The organism is uncultured Pseudophaeobacter sp., assembly GCA_905479575.1.
In the GTDB taxonomy this organism is placed as follows: domain Bacteria; phylum Pseudomonadota; class Alphaproteobacteria; order Rhodobacterales; family Rhodobacteraceae; genus Pseudophaeobacter.
Genome location: CAJQNB010000028.1, coordinates 14429 through 28551, shown reverse-complemented (window position 1 = coordinate 28551; position 14123 = coordinate 14429). Strand labels below are relative to the sequence as shown.

Genomic DNA, 14123 nt, shown 5'->3' with positions numbered 1-14123 from the left:
CCACCGCAAACGGGCCGCGCGCCAACACCGCCCGGCTTTCCCCAAGAAAATCGTCGAGGTCGCGAAACTGCATGTGAGCGGGCCTGCTTTCTGGGAGTCTACGTCCTTCATCGCAAACTAGGGTCAATGCGGGGTTTCGCGCAATGCCTACCCGCGACGTTGCGAATGCGGCGGCCATCGGCTATGCCGCCGGGCAGCGTACAGGAGACCGGCCCATGAGCGACGCCCCCAGGAAGCTCTTTATCAAGACCTATGGCTGTCAGATGAATGTCTATGACAGTGAACGCATGGCCGAAGCGCTGGGCGGGCAGGGCTATACCGAGGCAAAATCGGCTGATGAAGCGGATATGATCCTGCTGAACACCTGCCACATCCGCGAAAAAGCTGCCGAAAAGGTCTATTCGGAACTGGGGCGGTTCAAAAAGCTGAAGGCGCAGAAACCGGATCTCAAGATTGGGGTCGCGGGCTGTGTGGCTCAGGCCGAGGGGCAGGAGATCATGCGCCGTCAGCCGCTGGTGGATCTGGTGGTTGGGCCGCAAAGCTATCACCGCCTGCCAGAGATGGAGGAAAAGGCGCGTGAGGGGGAGAAGGTGCTCGACACTGATTTTCCTGAAGAGGACAAGTTTGAGAAACTGAAGCGCCGCCCCAAGTCCAAACGCGGTCCGACGGCGTTTTTGACCGTGCAGGAAGGCTGCGACAAGTTCTGTGCCTTCTGCGTTGTGCCCTATACCCGTGGCGCTGAGGTTTCGCGCCCGGCGGATCGTATCCTCACCGAAGCCCGCGATCTGGTTGAGCGCGGGGTGCGCGAGATCACCCTGCTGGGGCAGAACGTCAATGCCTATCACGGTGCCGGAGCCAATGGCGATCTGACTCTGGCCCAGCTGATCTGGGAGTTGGACAAGGTTGAGGGGCTGGAACGTATCCGATTTACCACCAGCCATCCCAACGACATGATGGATGATCTGATCGAGGCCCATGGCACCTGCAAGAAGCTGATGCCCTATCTGCATCTTCCGGTGCAGGCGGGATCTGACAAAATTCTCAAGCGGATGAACCGCAGCCATACCGCCGAAAGCTATCTGCGCTTGATTGAGCGGATCCGCGCGGCGCGGCCGGATATTCTGATCTCGGGTGATTTTATCGTCGGCTTCCCCGAGGAGACCGAAGCAGATTTTCAGGCCACCCTGGATCTGGTCGAAGAGGTGAAATACGGCACCGCCTATTCCTTTAAATACTCCACCCGTCCCGGAACCCCCGCTGCTGAGCGCCCGCAGGTCGACCCGGTTGAGGCCGATGACCGGTTGCAGCGGTTGCAGGCCTTGTTGACGCGCCAGCAGCGCGAAATTCAGGACAGCATGGTGGGACGTGAGGTTGGCGTTTTGTTTGAGAAACCGGGGCGTCAGGCCGGGCAGATGCTGGGCAAGTCAGACTATCTGCACGCGGTTCACGTTGCGGATTGCGATCGGCAGGCCGGGGACTTGGCGCGGGTGCGTATCGTTTCGTCGCGCACAAATTCGCTTGCTGGCGAGCTGATCGACTAGCGGCAGCGGGGCTTTGGGGGCGCCTTGCGCGCCGGGCCTGTGCAACGTGGAGGGGGCCTCAGGTAAGGGGCGATTCTTTTTGCCGTTGACTGCTGGTTGATTTCGCTAGGACAACCGTTTTGCGGAGGTTTGATTTTGGCGAGTGAGTCATAATTGCTGCGCTCTTGGGGACAATTTAAACAAAATGGTATGAGTGTTGCCTGAAAGCGCATAATCTTGCGAAAAGCCTGCAAGGGTGGGGGCTGTTTTTATGAAAAAGCCGTGTAGATTGTTGCTGATAACCTGAGTGTTAGGAATTTTAAGCGGCAAGCTTCTCTGGGCGATACCCCTGGAGGGACTTAGGTGAAGGAAATCTGGTTGTGATGACATTTAAAGCAAATAACATGGTCGCCCTGCTGGCCGCTGCCGTGGCCGCGGTGAGCCTGTCTGTCGGGTCGGTGCAGGCGCAGCAGCGCACAGTTGTTGGTGAACGCTACGTTCCCACCATCTGGGTGGACCCCGACGGCTGCGAGCACTGGGTGATGGACGACGGCGCCGAAGGCTATATGACGCCGCATGTGACGCCTGATGGCAAACCCGTCTGCCGCCGTGGCAATCTGTGTGGCGTGATGGAGACGGATCAGTTCTTTGCAACTGACAAGCACTACATCAACGCTGCGGGTCAGTCGCGTCTGAAAGAGTTTTTCAATTCCAACAAAGGCAACGTGCGCTCTTTTGTGATCGCTGGTCACACCGACAGCCGGGCCTCTGACGAATACAATATCCGTCTGTCACAGCGCCGCGCCAATGCGGTCGCAGGCGTTGCAAAATCGGTTGGAGCACGGATCACAGATATTCGTGCCTATGGCGAGCGTGACCCACGTGTACCCAATACCAGCGCCGCAAACATGGCGCAGAACCGTCGCGTCGAAATCTATTGCTTGCGCTAAAGAAGGACATCAAGATGCACCTACTCAAAGCAACCGCGCTGTCCCTTGCGCTGACCGCAGTAGCGGCCTGTGAAATCACCGAGGACAAAACCCGTGATCAACACGCTGGGGATGGCTCCAATACGCACCTGTCGAATATGACAGCGGGGATCTGGGTTGATCCCCAGGGCTGTGAACATTGGATCATTGATGATGGCCTCGAAGGCTACGCTGATCTGCGGCGCACCCCGGACGGCAAGCCCGTCTGCAACAGCCCGCTGCCGCGCAATGTTGCAACGGGTCCGTTCAAGGATGGCTCAACCTTCCCGGATTCTCTCTGAGGCTTTACGCCCAGGGGAAACCATCAGTTTCAAGATGCGGTCGCCCCCTTGGGGCGACCTTTTTTGTCTCATTTCTGTGAATTTGTAGGCCGCCTGCTTGCACCTGATCGGTGGCAGATGCAGACTGCGAAGATAAACCCATACTCAGGAGCTCCCCCCATTGGTCACAAGCGCTCGGATCCAGCCACCGACCCCCAGCACCACGCAGGAGGTGCTGCTCGAATTCCCTGACAATCGCCTGCTGATTGATCTTTGCGGCGAATATGATCGCAACCTGACGGAAATCGAACAGAAAATCGGTGTCCAGATTGTGCGCCGGGGCAATCAGCTTTTGGTCCTCGGGGAAGAACCGCTGCGGGATCAGGCCGCTGAAGTGCTTGTTTCGCTCTATGATCGGCTGGAAACGGGGCGCAGTGTTGAACATGGCGATGTCGACCGCGAGCTGCGCATGGGTCATTCCAGCGACGAGGTCGCTGAGGATCAGCTTGAGATGTTCAAAGGTGGCCAGGTCGAGATCAAGACTCGCAAAAAGCTGGTTGAGCCCCGTACGGATGCGCAAAAAGCCTATGTACGCTCGCTGTTCGAGCATGAGCTGGCCTTTGGGATTGGTCCTGCTGGGACCGGCAAGACCTATCTGGCGGTTGCGGTCGGGGTGAACCTGTTTATCACCGGCCAGGTGGATAAGATCATCCTTTCGCGTCCGGCAGTCGAGGCCGGGGAGAAGCTTGGCTATCTGCCCGGTGACATGAAGGACAAGGTCGATCCCTACATGCAGCCGCTTTATGATGCGCTGAATGATTTCCTGCCCGGGAAGCAGCTGGCAAAGCTGCTGGAGGAAAAGCAGATCGAGATCGCGCCTTTGGCCTTCATGCGTGGGCGCACCCTGTCCAATGCCTTTGTTGTGCTGGACGAGGCGCAGAATGCCACCTCGATGCAGATGAAGATGTTCCTGACCCGTCTTGGCGAAGGCTCACGTATGGTCATCACTGGCGACAGGACCCAGGTGGATCTGCCGCGTGGGGTGACTTCTGGTCTGGCAGACGCGGAGCGTTTGTTGGCGCCGATCTCCAAGATCAGCTTTAATTACTTTACCGCGCGCGATGTGGTGCGACATCCGCTTGTCGCCGCCATCATCGAGGCCTATGACGCCGAGACACCACCGGCGTGACGCCCAGGCCCATTGGTGGCGAGGTTCTGTCCAGCTGCGGCGGTTTAAAAGGTGACGGCATAGATGGCTTTGGAGATCACAGTAGAGGACAGCCGCTGGCAGCAGGCCGGGCTGGAACATCTCGCGCATCAGGCGGTTGATGCCGCGCTTGGGCATTTTGACCTTGATCCAGAGGAATGTGAGATTGCCTTGCTGGCCTGCGACGATGATCAGATCGCCGGTTTGAACGCAGAGTTTCGCGAAAAACCTGTTGCCACCAATGTGCTGAGCTGGCCAGCGGACGATCTGGCGGCGTCAGAACCGGGCGGGCAGCCGTTGCGGCCAGAGGCAGATTTTACCGGTGAGATCCCGCTGGGCGATATCGCAATTGCTTATGACACCTGTGTCCGGGAGGCAAATGCCGCAAATAAGCCGCTATCGGACCATTTGCGCCATCTGATCGTTCACGGAGTGTTGCATCTTTTGGGCTATGACCACATTAGCGACCTTGACGCCACAGTGATGGAAGGCTTGGAGGTCGAGATACTTGGCAATATGGGTTTGGATAACCCATATACTGTGGATGACAGCCTCTAGCGGGGCATTTTGGATAGGACAGATGGGCGATATAGAAGGCAGTTCTAACGCGGCGCATGGCGCGCTGCAGAACATAAGCAGCGCTGTGGCAGAAGCCAGCGCTGCACAACGACCCGGGTTTTGGGAGCGTATTTTTGGCTCCTTTGCGCCGGCCACACCTGTGGAGCAGCCGCAGGCAGAGCCCGAGGGACCCAGTCCCGCAGCCCAGTCTCATGGGATGATAAACCTGCGCCGTATGCGGGTCGAGGATGTGGCTATTCCCTCGGCTGAAATTCTCTCGGTTCCGGTCTCTATTGATCGCGACGATTTGGTGCAGGTGTTCCGCGATAGTGGCTTCACCCGGATCCCTGTCTATGAGGGCACTCTGGATACGCCACTTGGGTTTGCGCATCTCAAGGATTTTGCCCTGACCCATGGGTTCAATGGCGGCAGCAAGCCCTTTGAACTGTCTCAGATGCTGCGTCCTTTGCTGTTTGTGCCGCCTTCGATGCCGATTGGTGTGCTCTTGGCCAAAATGCAGGCTGAGCGTCGGCATATGGCCCTGGTGATTGATGAATACGGCGGCGTCGACGGCCTGGTGACGATTGAAGACCTGATCGAACAGGTGATCGGTGAGATCGAGGACGAACACGACCCTGGCGAGGACCAAACCTGGTATCAGGAAAAGGCCGGCTGCTATATCGCTTTGGCCCGTACGCCTCTGGCGGAATTTGAAGCCGAGGTAGGCCAGTCGTTGACCCACCACGAAGATGTCGACGGCGAAGAGATAGAGACGCTTGGCGGGCTGGTCTTTATGCTGTCTGGCCGGGTTCCGGCACGGGGGGAGGTCATCGTGCACCCCGACGGGCCGGAATTTGAAGTCATGGACGCCGACCCGCGCCGGATCAAACGGTTGCGGGTGATGCTGCCGGACCCTGCCGCGGGATGAGCGGCCTGCGGAGCAGATGTTTGCGCGCTGCTCGGCAGCGGTCAAGCTGGGTTGCCGGGTTTTCGGCCTTTGGCCTTGGGGCCTTAGTGTCGGTTTCGCTTGCTCCGCTACATTTTTTGCTGAGCCTGCCACTGGCGCTTGGCGGCCTGGGCGTGCTGGCGCTTTGGGCGCGGTCCCCCCTGCAGGGCTCGGTGATTGGCTGGCTGGCAGGGCTCGGGTATTTTAGTTTTGCCCTGTCCTGGATTGTCGAACCTTTTCAGGTCGATGCAGAGCGTTATGCCTGGATGGCCCCCTTTGCACTGGTCTTTCTTGCGGCGGGGCTGGCGCTGTTCTGGGCCTGCGGTTTTGGCCTGGCGGTGCGCTGGAGCCCAGATGCCGGGCTGAAAGACAAACAGGGCGACAAGCTGGAGGCGGGGCGCGATGGCAGGCGGCTTGTGCTGCTGTTGGCGCTTTGGTCCCTGGCAGAGCTTGCGCGGGCCTATCTTTTTACCGGCTTTCCCTGGGCCGGGTTTGGGCAATTCTGGATTGATACCCCTGCGGCGCAGCTGTTGCCCTGGGTGGGCGGTCAGGGACTGGCTGTGCTGACCCTTGCGGTGACGTTGCCGCTGGCGCTGTTGCGCAGGCGGCCGTTGTTGGCGGTCTCGCCGTTGCTGGGACTGACCTTGGCTGGCTATGCCTTGCCGCCCCTGCCTCCAAAGCCCGCGATGACCTCTCATCTGGTGCGATTGGTGCAACCCAACGCGCCCCAGGCGGAAAAGTGGCTCCCCGAACGGCGCTGGGATTTTGTTCGTCGTGCCATTGAGATGAGCGAAACTGGCGTAAGCGTTGATCAACCCGGTCAAGGTCAGGTCAGGCCGGATCTCATTGTCTGGCCAGAGACTTCGGTTCCCCAGCTTCTGAACAATGCCAGCGATACCCTGTCTGCGATTTCAGAGCGGGTTGCTGGGGTGCCTGTCCTGCTGGGCATCCAGCGGCGCGTCGAGGGGCGGTATTACAATTCAGCGATCCTGGTGAACGCACAAGGGTGGGTGGATCAGATCTACGACAAATCACATCTGGTGCCCTTTGGGGAATATGTACCCTTTGGCGATCTGATGGCCCGGTTTGGGATCTATGGTTTTGCGGCGCAAAGCGGTGCTGGCTATAGTGCCGGTCCGGGGCCTGGCCTGATCGACCTGGGCATTGGCCAGGCGCTGCCGCTGATCTGCTACGAGGCCGTCTTTGCTCGGGATGTGAATGCCGCCCCAGCGCGTCCCAATATGCTGATCCAGATCACCAATGATGCCTGGTTTGGCACGCGATCTGGCCCCTATCAGCATCTGGTGCAGGCCCGGATGCGCGCAGCAGAGCAGGGGCTGCCGATGCTGCGGGCCGCCAATACCGGCATCACCGCGATGATCGACCCCTTTGGGCGCCTGCGTGAAACCATCGCATTGGGAGAAACCGGCGCCGTCGATGCCATTCTGCCACGACCGCTGGCTGCCACTGTTTACAGCCGCACGGGCGATCTCCCGGTGCTTTTTCTGTGTATCGTCCTGGTTTTGGGTGCTGTAGAAAAACGACGCAGGGCCGCGAAACCGTCACAGTAGATTAACGTCTGGCGATTAGTATTTGACCTCTAGTTCATCCGAGCGTACTTGGTACGAAGTCCTCTCACAACGGCTTCCTGACGTGACGAGGTTAACCCAATGGAGCATTTTCATGTCTCGTAAGAATTATACTTTTACCTCGGAATCCGTTTCCGAAGGCCACCCGGATAAGGTCTGCGATCAGATTTCGGATGCGGTACTTGACGCATTTCTGGCCGAAGAGCCAGAAGCCCGCGTCGCTGCGGAAACCTTTGCAACCACTAACCGCGTTGTCATCGGCGGTGAGGTGGGCCTGTCCGATCAGGACAAGCTGCACGAATACATGGGGCGGATTGATGCGATTACCCGCGCCTGTATCAAAGAGATCGGCTATGAGCAGGACAAATTCCACCACGAGACCGTGGAAGTCACCAACCTGCTGCACGAACAGTCTGCCCATATTGCCCAGGGCGTTGATGCCTCGGCTGACAAAGACGAAGGCGCGGGCGATCAGGGTATCATGTTCGGCTATGCCACCACCGAGACACCGCAGCTGATGCCTGCGCCGATTCAGTACAGCCACGCTGTTCTGCGGCGTCTTGCAGAAGTGCGCAAAAATGGCACCGAGCCTGCTTTGGGGCCGGATGCAAAATCGCAGCTGTCCGTTGTCTATGAAAATGGCAAACCGGTGCGGGTCAGCTCGCTGGTGCTGTCGACCCAGCACCTGGACGAAAGCCTGAGCTCGGAAGATATTCGCGCAATCGTTGCGCCTTATTTCCATGAGGTCCTGCCCGAGGGCTGGCTGACGAACGAGACCATTTGGCATGTGAACCCAACTGGCAAGTTTGTCATCGGCGGTCCCGATGGGGATGCAGGCCTGACCGGGCGCAAAATTATTGTTGATACATATGGCGGTGCGGCACCTCACGGTGGTGGTGCCTTCTCGGGTAAAGATCCGACCAAGGTTGACCGCTCGGCGGCCTATGCGGCGCGCTACCTGGCCAAGAACGTGGTTGCCGCCGGCATGGCAGAAAAATGCACCATTCAGCTGTCCTATGCGATTGGTGTCTCCAAGCCCCTGTCGATCTACGCCGATACCCATGGTACCGGCGAGGTGGCTCCGGCTGCGATTGAACGTGCAATTGATCAGGCAATGGATCTGACCCCCCGCGGCATTCGCCAGCACCTGGGCCTGAACAAGCCGATCTATCAGCGCACCGCTGCCTATGGCCACTTTGGCCGCGAACCCGAGGCCGATGGCGGCTTTAGCTGGGAACGCACTGACCTGGCCGAAGCGCTCAAAAAAGGGCTCTGATCCAGGCAACAACCTAACTGCAGGGGCCAAGGTCTTCCATCATGGAGGGCTTTGGCCCTTTTGCTTTTTGGGCTGCATGCGGCAAGGAGTTCGCTCCGTTGCGGCCCCTCTGCCCCATCTGGCCAGTGTCAATGCCAATTTGCACTTGGGTCAAAGCACCCTATCGAGTCATGTTGGGGGCAGCACATGAAACTGATTAGGTTTGGACAGGATGCCCCGTTTGATGATCCGAAGTATTGTCGCTGCTACTTTGGCGCTAAGCCCCCTGTCGCTTATGGCAAAGGAACGGATGTCGGATAAATTCGAGGTCAAAGGATCGGTGCTGATCTATGACACCGAAAAAGCCAACGGCGAGATCCTTGATGATGACATTCGGGCCCTCAAGTTGTCCCTGAGAAAACACACAGCCGTCACGGAATTACACCTCAACAGCAGCGGTGGCAGCGTCCATGCCGGGGCCGAGATGGCCGCGATTGTGATGAAGTACCGGCTCGATACCTATGTCGAGGAGGAGTGCACAAGCGCCTGTGTTGATGTCTTTCTTGCCGGAAACCGGCGGCAAATGGCCAGTGGGGCCAAAATCGGCTTTCATCAACGCAGCTGGGCGGCCCTGGCGGTCCAGCGCTACTATCGCAAATACCGCGCGCGCAATGATTGGGGGACACCCTTTGAATTTGGTTCCTGGATCTACGGCGATACCCAGACGGAAGTACATGCGCATCTGGTCTATATGATTTCGCGCGGGGTGGAGCCGGGCTTTGTGGTGTCGACCTTGAAGGCAAAATCGGATGAGATCTGGTATCCGTCTCACGAAGAACTTTCTGCGGCCGGGGTGCTGCGCGAGGCAGTGCCGGGGGTTGTCCCATTGCAACGGGTGCCAGTGGCGCAGGCGGAGCAACTGCCGCTTGCGGCGCCGGAAGTGAAAAAGCAGCGCTAGGGGCATTGAACCGGCGCCTCTCTTGACCTGCGCCGCTGCTTGCGGCAGATGAGCGGCCAACTGCGCACAAGCCTTGTTTGCAAAGGCTGCTTTGATTGCGACTGATCAAAGAGGGCGCCTGAATAAAGGAAGTGCCCCGCCATGGCCGAGAAGAAAACACCCCGTGATACCGGCAGCGACAGCGGTTCAGCCAAGGGTGACACAGCAAACAGCACCCCGGAAAACGGCGCTCATGTGAGCGGCGCGCCCTGGCGCAATTTCTATGGCCGGTTTAGTGGCAAGACCCTGAAAGACAGCCAGCGGCGCTATCTGGCCGAAGATCTTGAGGCGCTCAGCCCCGGTGCTGTGGGCTGGGAGGAAAACCCGGATCGCGCGCCACTGGATCTCGATGCCCTGTTTGGCGGGCGCGACACCTGGCTCGAGGTTGGCTTTGGCGGCGGTGAACACCTGGTGCATCAGGCCAGCTGCAACCCGGATGTGGGCATCATCGGGGCTGAGCCGTTTATCAATGGTGTTGCCATGTTGCTGGGCAAGATCCGCAAGGCAGGCTGCGAAAATATTGCCGTGCATCCCGGCGATGCACGCGATTTGATGGATGTGATCCCGCCACAGTCCATTGCCAAGGCGTTTTTGCTGTATCCTGACCCCTGGCCCAAGACCCGCCACCACCGCCGCCGGTTTGTGACCCAAGAACATCTGGAGCCCCTGGCGCGTTGTCTCAAGCCCGGTGCCATCTTTCGCGTCGCCACCGATATTCCAGACTACGTGCGCCAGACGCTGGAGGAGGTGCCAAAGGCTGGTTTTGAATGGCTGGCGAGCGAGGCCGCAGATTGGCGTGAACCCTGGCAGGACTGGATCTCCACACGTTATGAGCAAAAAGCCCTGCGTGAGGGGCGCACTCCGACCTATCTGACCTTCCGCCGTCTCGGCTAGAGGGGCAGCGGGCAGGGTATCGGTGCTGGACGCTCTGATCGCAATTCGTTACCGATAGCGGAAACATATGCAGGCTGACAGGATGCAGGCTGACACGACATAGACAAAGGAAACGCCATGTCCGGACACGGTACCCCGATCCCGATGACCTCCCACCGTGCTGAGCCTCTGAAAGGCGTGGCAGAGGTTCCGGGGGACAAGTCGATCTCCCACCGCTCGCTGATCCTGGGGGCCATGGCCATTGGCGAGACCAGGATCTCCGGCTTGCTGGAAGGTGATGATGTGCTCGACACGGCCAAGGCAATGCAGGCCTTTGGCGCCGAGGTGGTCAACCACGGGGGCGGCAAGTGGTCTGTCTTTGGTGTGGGTGTTGGTGGCTTTGCCGAACCGGATCAGGTGATTGACTGTGGCAACTCCGGCACTGGGGTGCGGCTAATCATGGGCACTATGGCCACATCACCCATCACGGCGACCTTTACGGGTGACGCCAGTCTAAACGGGCGCCCCATGGCGCGGATTACCGATCCGCTGGCGCTGTTTGGTGCCAAGGCGGTGGGCCGCCAGGGGGGGCGTTTGCCGATGACCATCGTGGGCGCGGCAGAGCCAACCCCGGTACGCTATGTGGTCCCGGTGCCTTCGGCGCAGGTGAAATCTGCGGTGTTGTTGGCGGGGTTGAACGCGCCGGGCAAAACCGTGGTGATCGAAAAGGAAGCCACCCGTGATCATTCCGAACGGATGCTGGCTGGCTTTGGTGCCGAGATCACCGTGGAGGACACCGAGGAGGGCCGGGTGATTACCCTGACTGGCCGCCCTGAGCTGAAGCCACAGGAGATCGCGGTGCCGCGCGACCCGTCTTCGGCGGCTTTTCCGGTCTGCGCGGCGCTGATCACACCGGGGTCGGATGTTTTGGTGCCAGGCATTGGCCTCAACCCCACCCGCGCCGGTCTGTTTTACACGCTGCAGGATATGGGCGCGGATCTCACATTCGAGAACCCGCGCGAAGAGGGCGGCGAGCCGGTCGCGGATCTGCGGGCAAAATACTCTCCCGATATGCAGGGCATCGAGGTGCCGCCAGCGCGGGCGGCGTCAATGATCGACGAATACCCGGTACTGTCCGTTGTGGCGTCTTTTGCCCATGGCAAAACCATGATGGCGGGCGTCAAGGAGCTGCGGGTAAAGGAAAGCGACCGCATCGACGCGATGGCGCGCGGGCTGCGGGCCAATGGCGTCACCGTGGCCGAGGGTGAGGACTGGTGGTCGGTTGAAGGCCTGGGGCCGGACGGGGTTCCCGGCGGCGGCACCTGCGAAAGCTTCCTCGATCACCGGATCGCCATGTCCTTTATGGTGATGGGTATGGGGGCTCAGAACCCGGTGACAGTGGATGACGGCTCGCCGATCACCACCTCCTTCCCGATCTTTGAGCCGCTGATGACAGGCCTTGGTGCCAAGTTTACGCGAGCCTGATGCGCTGGCGCACTGCATATTGGCTTTGCGTTTTGGCGGGGCTTGCCGTTTATGCGGCCATGGTGTTCTGGACCCTGCCAGCCATCGCGCAGGCGGCAGGGGGGCTATCGGCTTTTGATCTGCGGCCCTTTGGATATAGCGAAGCTGAGGCGCGTGCCTTTCTGACCGCTCTGAGTGCCGAGGGGCGGGCGCTGTACACTGGCCCGCAGCGGTGGCTGGACCTGCTCTACCCGGCGCTTCTGGGGCTGTCGCTGGCGGGGCCGGTGCTCTGGCTGGTTGCGTCCAGACCCTGGCGCGTGGTGTTTATCGGCGTAATTGTGGCCGCTACCGCGCTGGACTACCTGGAAAACTATCTTGTGGCCGGTCTGCTTGCAGGGGATATTGACGCGAGGGCGATTGCCGCAGCTTCGCGCGCGACGATGGTTAAATCGGCGCTGGACAGCTGCGCTATTTTGATCGTTCTGGCCGTCTCCATACGGGCGGCCCTAAGGAAGGGAAAGAACAGACCATGAGCCAGAGTTTTACCATTGCCATCGACGGACCAGCGGCAGCAGGAAAGGGTACGATTTCTAAGGCGGTTGCCGCAGAGCTGGGGCTGGGACATCTGGACACCGGGCTGCTCTATCGGGCGGTTGGGGTCAAAACGCTGGAAGGCATCCCGGCCATCACAGCTGCGCAGGGCCTGACCTCTAAGGATCTGCAACGGGATGATCTGCGCGGGCCAGAGGCGGCGCAGGCGGCCTCCAAAGTGGCGGTGATCGCCGAGGTGCGCGCGGCCCTGGTCGATTTTCAACGCGCCTTTGCCCGCCGCGCCGGTGGGGCGGTTCTGGATGGCCGCGACATTGGCACGGTGATTTGTCCCTATGCCGAGGTGAAGCTGTTTGTCACCGCCAGCGCCGAAGTCCGCGCCCAGCGGCGGTTCCTGGAGCTTTCTGCAAAAGGCGAGGCCCAGACCCTGGAAGAGGTGCTGGCAGATGTCAAAGCCCGCGATGAGCGCGACATGAACCGCGCCGAAGCACCGTTGCGCCCCGCAGAGGATGCCGTGGTGATCGACACCAGCGCATTGTCGATCAAAGAGGCCATTGCCAAAGCCCTGCAAGAAGCTTCTGCCCACCGTTGACGCACTCCTCTGATCTAAGGGAACAGCTTCAAGCGTGGGCCTGATGGTGTACTATATTGGCAGCTATGCGGGCCTTTCTGCCGTTTGAGATTTGATCTGGACCTTCAATATGGCTCAAAAAATTCAATCCCTTGCTGTGGTCGATCGCCTTTTCCCACTCATTGTGACAGGCGAAAAAACGTCAACAATTCGGTGGCGGGAGCGGCGCATCGCGCCAGGTCGGCTAAGGTTCTTCAATCAGGCTGACCCCAGTAAGAGTGTGGAAGTCGAGGTGGTTCGTTGTACCGAGCTGCCTTTGGGCGAGGCTGCGCAGTTTGTGGGGCGGGCGCAAGAGTGGCCCGACGCGATTATGCTCGAAGGCATGCGCGAACACTATCCGGAGATACAGCTTTCGAGCATTGTGCAGGTTGTTGAATTCGCCCCTCCTTCGTCTTCATAGGTCTTTAGGTTTGGGCACGCAGCTGCCGTCTGGTCGCGCAGGAATAAATTTCTCTGCGAGATATTGAACTAAACAGTTCAGTTCCGATATGGGAGATGTAAACCTTCCAATGACGGGAAAGACTATGTTTCTAGAAAAGCTGAACTGGCGCTATGCCACCAAAAAGATGGACCCCTCCAAGCCGGTGTCCGAAGAGGCCGTGGCGAAGATCGTTGAGGCGGTGCAGATGGCGCCGACCTCCAGCGGCTTGCAGCCTTATGAGCTCTTGGTGGTGCGCAATACAGAAAAGCGGGCGGCCATTCGCCCTGTTGCCTGGGATCAGGCACAAATCACCGATGGCTCGCATCTGTTGGTCTTTGCCGCCTGGGACAACTACAGCGAAGCGCGTATCGACGCGGTTGTGGATCAGATGGCTGAAGAGCGCGGTGGCATGACTGACCTGCTGCAGGGCTATTATGACCGGCTCAAGGCGATGTATCTGCCCCGTTCTGATGAGGAAAACTACGCCCATGCGGCGCGTCAGGCCTATATCGGTCTGGGCTTTGCCCTGGCCGCGGCGGCGGAACTGGGTGTGGACAGCACCCCGATGGAAGGTTTTGACCCGGAAAAGGTCGACGAAATTCTGGGGCTTAAAGAAAAAGGCCTGCGCTCGGTCCTGTTGTTGCCCCTGGGCACCCGCGACGAAAGCGGCGACTGGTTGGTGAACCTAAAGAAGGTGCGCAAACCGCTGAGCACATTTGTGACCAATATCGACTAAACGGAAAGATGGGGTATCTCGTCGTGCCGGGGTGCCCTCTTTTCCCGTCGTGTCAGCGCCTGAATTAGGTGCAGCTGTGCTCGGCTGATCCAGAAAAATAAGGCCTTTTCCCGGCGGCTGCGTTGGTT

Annotated in this window: 15 protein-coding genes and 1 riboswitch; all 15 genes read left to right on the top strand. The window is 59.4% G+C overall.

All coding sequences use genetic code 11. The annotated features are described in order from the left end of the window. The first annotated feature begins 215 nt into the window (after nt 1-215). The 15 genes from miaB (at nt 216) to QZ268_RS09105 (ending at nt 13995) form a co-directional block, all read left to right on the top strand. Nucleotides 216-1541, top strand: a complete 1326-nt coding sequence (gene miaB, locus QZ268_RS09175) for a tRNA (N6-isopentenyl adenosine(37)-C2)-methylthiotransferase MiaB (RefSeq protein ID WP_295451343.1) — start codon at nt 216-218, stop codon at nt 1539-1541. A gap of 362 nt (nt 1542-1903) precedes the next feature. Beyond that, nucleotides 1904-2470 (top strand): OmpA family protein, encoded by a 567-nt coding sequence (locus tag QZ268_RS09170; RefSeq protein ID WP_295451340.1) that lies wholly within the window; start codon nt 1904-1906, stop codon nt 2468-2470. A 14-nt stretch (nt 2471-2484) separates the two neighbouring features. Beyond that, nucleotides 2485-2790 carry a hypothetical protein gene (locus QZ268_RS09165; protein ID WP_295451337.1) on the top strand — a complete coding sequence of 102 codons (306 nt, stop codon included), beginning with the start codon at nt 2485-2487 and terminating at the stop codon, nt 2788-2790. 160 nt (nt 2791-2950) lie between these two features. Then, on the top strand, nt 2951-3958 hold the full coding sequence (locus QZ268_RS09160; protein ID WP_295451333.1) for a PhoH family protein: 1008 nt from the start codon (nt 2951-2953) through the stop codon (nt 3956-3958). A gap of 63 nt (nt 3959-4021) precedes the next feature. Next, the gene (gene ybeY, locus QZ268_RS09155; protein WP_295451330.1) at nt 4022-4534 is read left to right on the top strand and encodes an rRNA maturation RNase YbeY; all 513 of its coding nucleotides are present in this window, start codon (nt 4022-4024) and stop codon (nt 4532-4534) included. A 22-nt stretch (nt 4535-4556) separates the two neighbouring features. After that, entirely contained in the window at nt 4557-5462 is a 906-nt protein-coding gene (locus QZ268_RS09150; RefSeq protein WP_295451328.1) for a hemolysin family protein, read from the top strand. An 86-nt stretch (nt 5463-5548) separates the two neighbouring features. Then, nucleotides 5549-7051 carry an apolipoprotein N-acyltransferase gene (gene lnt, locus QZ268_RS09145; RefSeq protein WP_349376659.1) on the top strand — a complete coding sequence of 501 codons (1503 nt, stop codon included), beginning with the start codon at nt 5549-5551 and terminating at the stop codon, nt 7049-7051. Nucleotides 7052-7109: 58 nt separating this feature from the next. Beyond that, nucleotides 7110-7158, top strand: a riboswitch (SAM-SAH riboswitch). Nucleotides 7159-7163: 5 nt separating this feature from the next. After that, nucleotides 7164-8345: a methionine adenosyltransferase gene (gene metK, locus QZ268_RS09140; RefSeq protein WP_295451322.1), complete on the top strand. Its 1182-nt coding sequence runs from the start codon at nt 7164-7166 to the stop codon at nt 8343-8345. A 223-nt stretch (nt 8346-8568) separates the two neighbouring features. Then, nucleotides 8569-9282, top strand: a complete 714-nt coding sequence (locus QZ268_RS09135) for a hypothetical protein (protein WP_295451320.1) — start codon at nt 8569-8571, stop codon at nt 9280-9282. A 141-nt stretch (nt 9283-9423) separates the two neighbouring features. Further along, nucleotides 9424-10215, top strand: coding sequence for a tRNA (guanine(46)-N(7))-methyltransferase TrmB (locus tag QZ268_RS09130; RefSeq protein ID WP_295451317.1), 792 nt, complete (start codon nt 9424-9426; stop codon nt 10213-10215). Nucleotides 10216-10332: 117 nt separating this feature from the next. Then, entirely contained in the window at nt 10333-11679 is a 1347-nt protein-coding gene (gene aroA / locus QZ268_RS09125; protein ID WP_295451314.1) for a 3-phosphoshikimate 1-carboxyvinyltransferase, read from the top strand. After that, entirely contained in the window at nt 11679-12191 is a 513-nt protein-coding gene (locus QZ268_RS09120) for a hypothetical protein (RefSeq protein ID WP_295451312.1), read from the top strand. The genes aroA and QZ268_RS09120 overlap by 1 nt, the downstream gene beginning before the upstream one ends. After that, nucleotides 12188-12799, top strand: coding sequence for a (d)CMP kinase (gene cmk, locus QZ268_RS09115; RefSeq protein WP_295451308.1), 612 nt, complete (start codon nt 12188-12190; stop codon nt 12797-12799). The genes QZ268_RS09120 and cmk overlap by 4 nt, the downstream gene beginning before the upstream one ends. A 109-nt stretch (nt 12800-12908) precedes the next feature. After that, on the top strand, nt 12909-13238 hold the full coding sequence (locus QZ268_RS09110) for an ASCH domain-containing protein (protein ID WP_295451305.1): 330 nt from the start codon (nt 12909-12911) through the stop codon (nt 13236-13238). 124 nt (nt 13239-13362) lie between these two features. Beyond that, nucleotides 13363-13995: an NAD(P)H-dependent oxidoreductase gene (locus tag QZ268_RS09105; protein ID WP_295451302.1), complete on the top strand. Its 633-nt coding sequence runs from the start codon at nt 13363-13365 to the stop codon at nt 13993-13995. Nucleotides 13996-14123 lie beyond the last annotated feature (128 nt).

What these genes read in the sequence shown, in the direction of transcription:
- QZ268_RS09150 (WP_295451328.1), top strand. Translation starts at nt 4,557, where the DNA reads ATGGGCGATATAGAAGGCAGTTCTAACGCGGCGCATGGCGCGCTGCAG.
- QZ268_RS09165 (WP_295451337.1), top strand. Translation starts at nt 2,485, where the DNA reads ATGCACCTACTCAAAGCAACCGCGCTGTCCCTTGCGCTGACCGCAGTA.
- QZ268_RS09110 (WP_295451305.1), top strand. Translation starts at nt 12,909, where the DNA reads ATGGCTCAAAAAATTCAATCCCTTGCTGTGGTCGATCGCCTTTTCCCA.
- QZ268_RS09170 (WP_295451340.1), top strand. Translation starts at nt 1,904, where the DNA reads ATGACATTTAAAGCAAATAACATGGTCGCCCTGCTGGCCGCTGCCGTG.
- miaB (WP_295451343.1), top strand. Translation starts at nt 216, where the DNA reads ATGAGCGACGCCCCCAGGAAGCTCTTTATCAAGACCTATGGCTGTCAG.
- metK (WP_295451322.1), top strand. Translation starts at nt 7,164, where the DNA reads ATGTCTCGTAAGAATTATACTTTTACCTCGGAATCCGTTTCCGAAGGC.
- QZ268_RS09130 (WP_295451317.1), top strand. Translation starts at nt 9,424, where the DNA reads ATGGCCGAGAAGAAAACACCCCGTGATACCGGCAGCGACAGCGGTTCA.
- aroA (WP_295451314.1), top strand. Translation starts at nt 10,333, where the DNA reads ATGTCCGGACACGGTACCCCGATCCCGATGACCTCCCACCGTGCTGAG.
- QZ268_RS09120 (WP_295451312.1), top strand. Translation starts at nt 11,679, where the DNA reads ATGCGCTGGCGCACTGCATATTGGCTTTGCGTTTTGGCGGGGCTTGCC.
- cmk (WP_295451308.1), top strand. Translation starts at nt 12,188, where the DNA reads ATGAGCCAGAGTTTTACCATTGCCATCGACGGACCAGCGGCAGCAGGA.
- ybeY (WP_295451330.1), top strand. Translation starts at nt 4,022, where the DNA reads ATGGCTTTGGAGATCACAGTAGAGGACAGCCGCTGGCAGCAGGCCGGG.
- QZ268_RS09135 (WP_295451320.1), top strand. Translation starts at nt 8,569, where the DNA reads ATGATCCGAAGTATTGTCGCTGCTACTTTGGCGCTAAGCCCCCTGTCG.
- QZ268_RS09105 (WP_295451302.1), top strand. Translation starts at nt 13,363, where the DNA reads ATGTTTCTAGAAAAGCTGAACTGGCGCTATGCCACCAAAAAGATGGAC.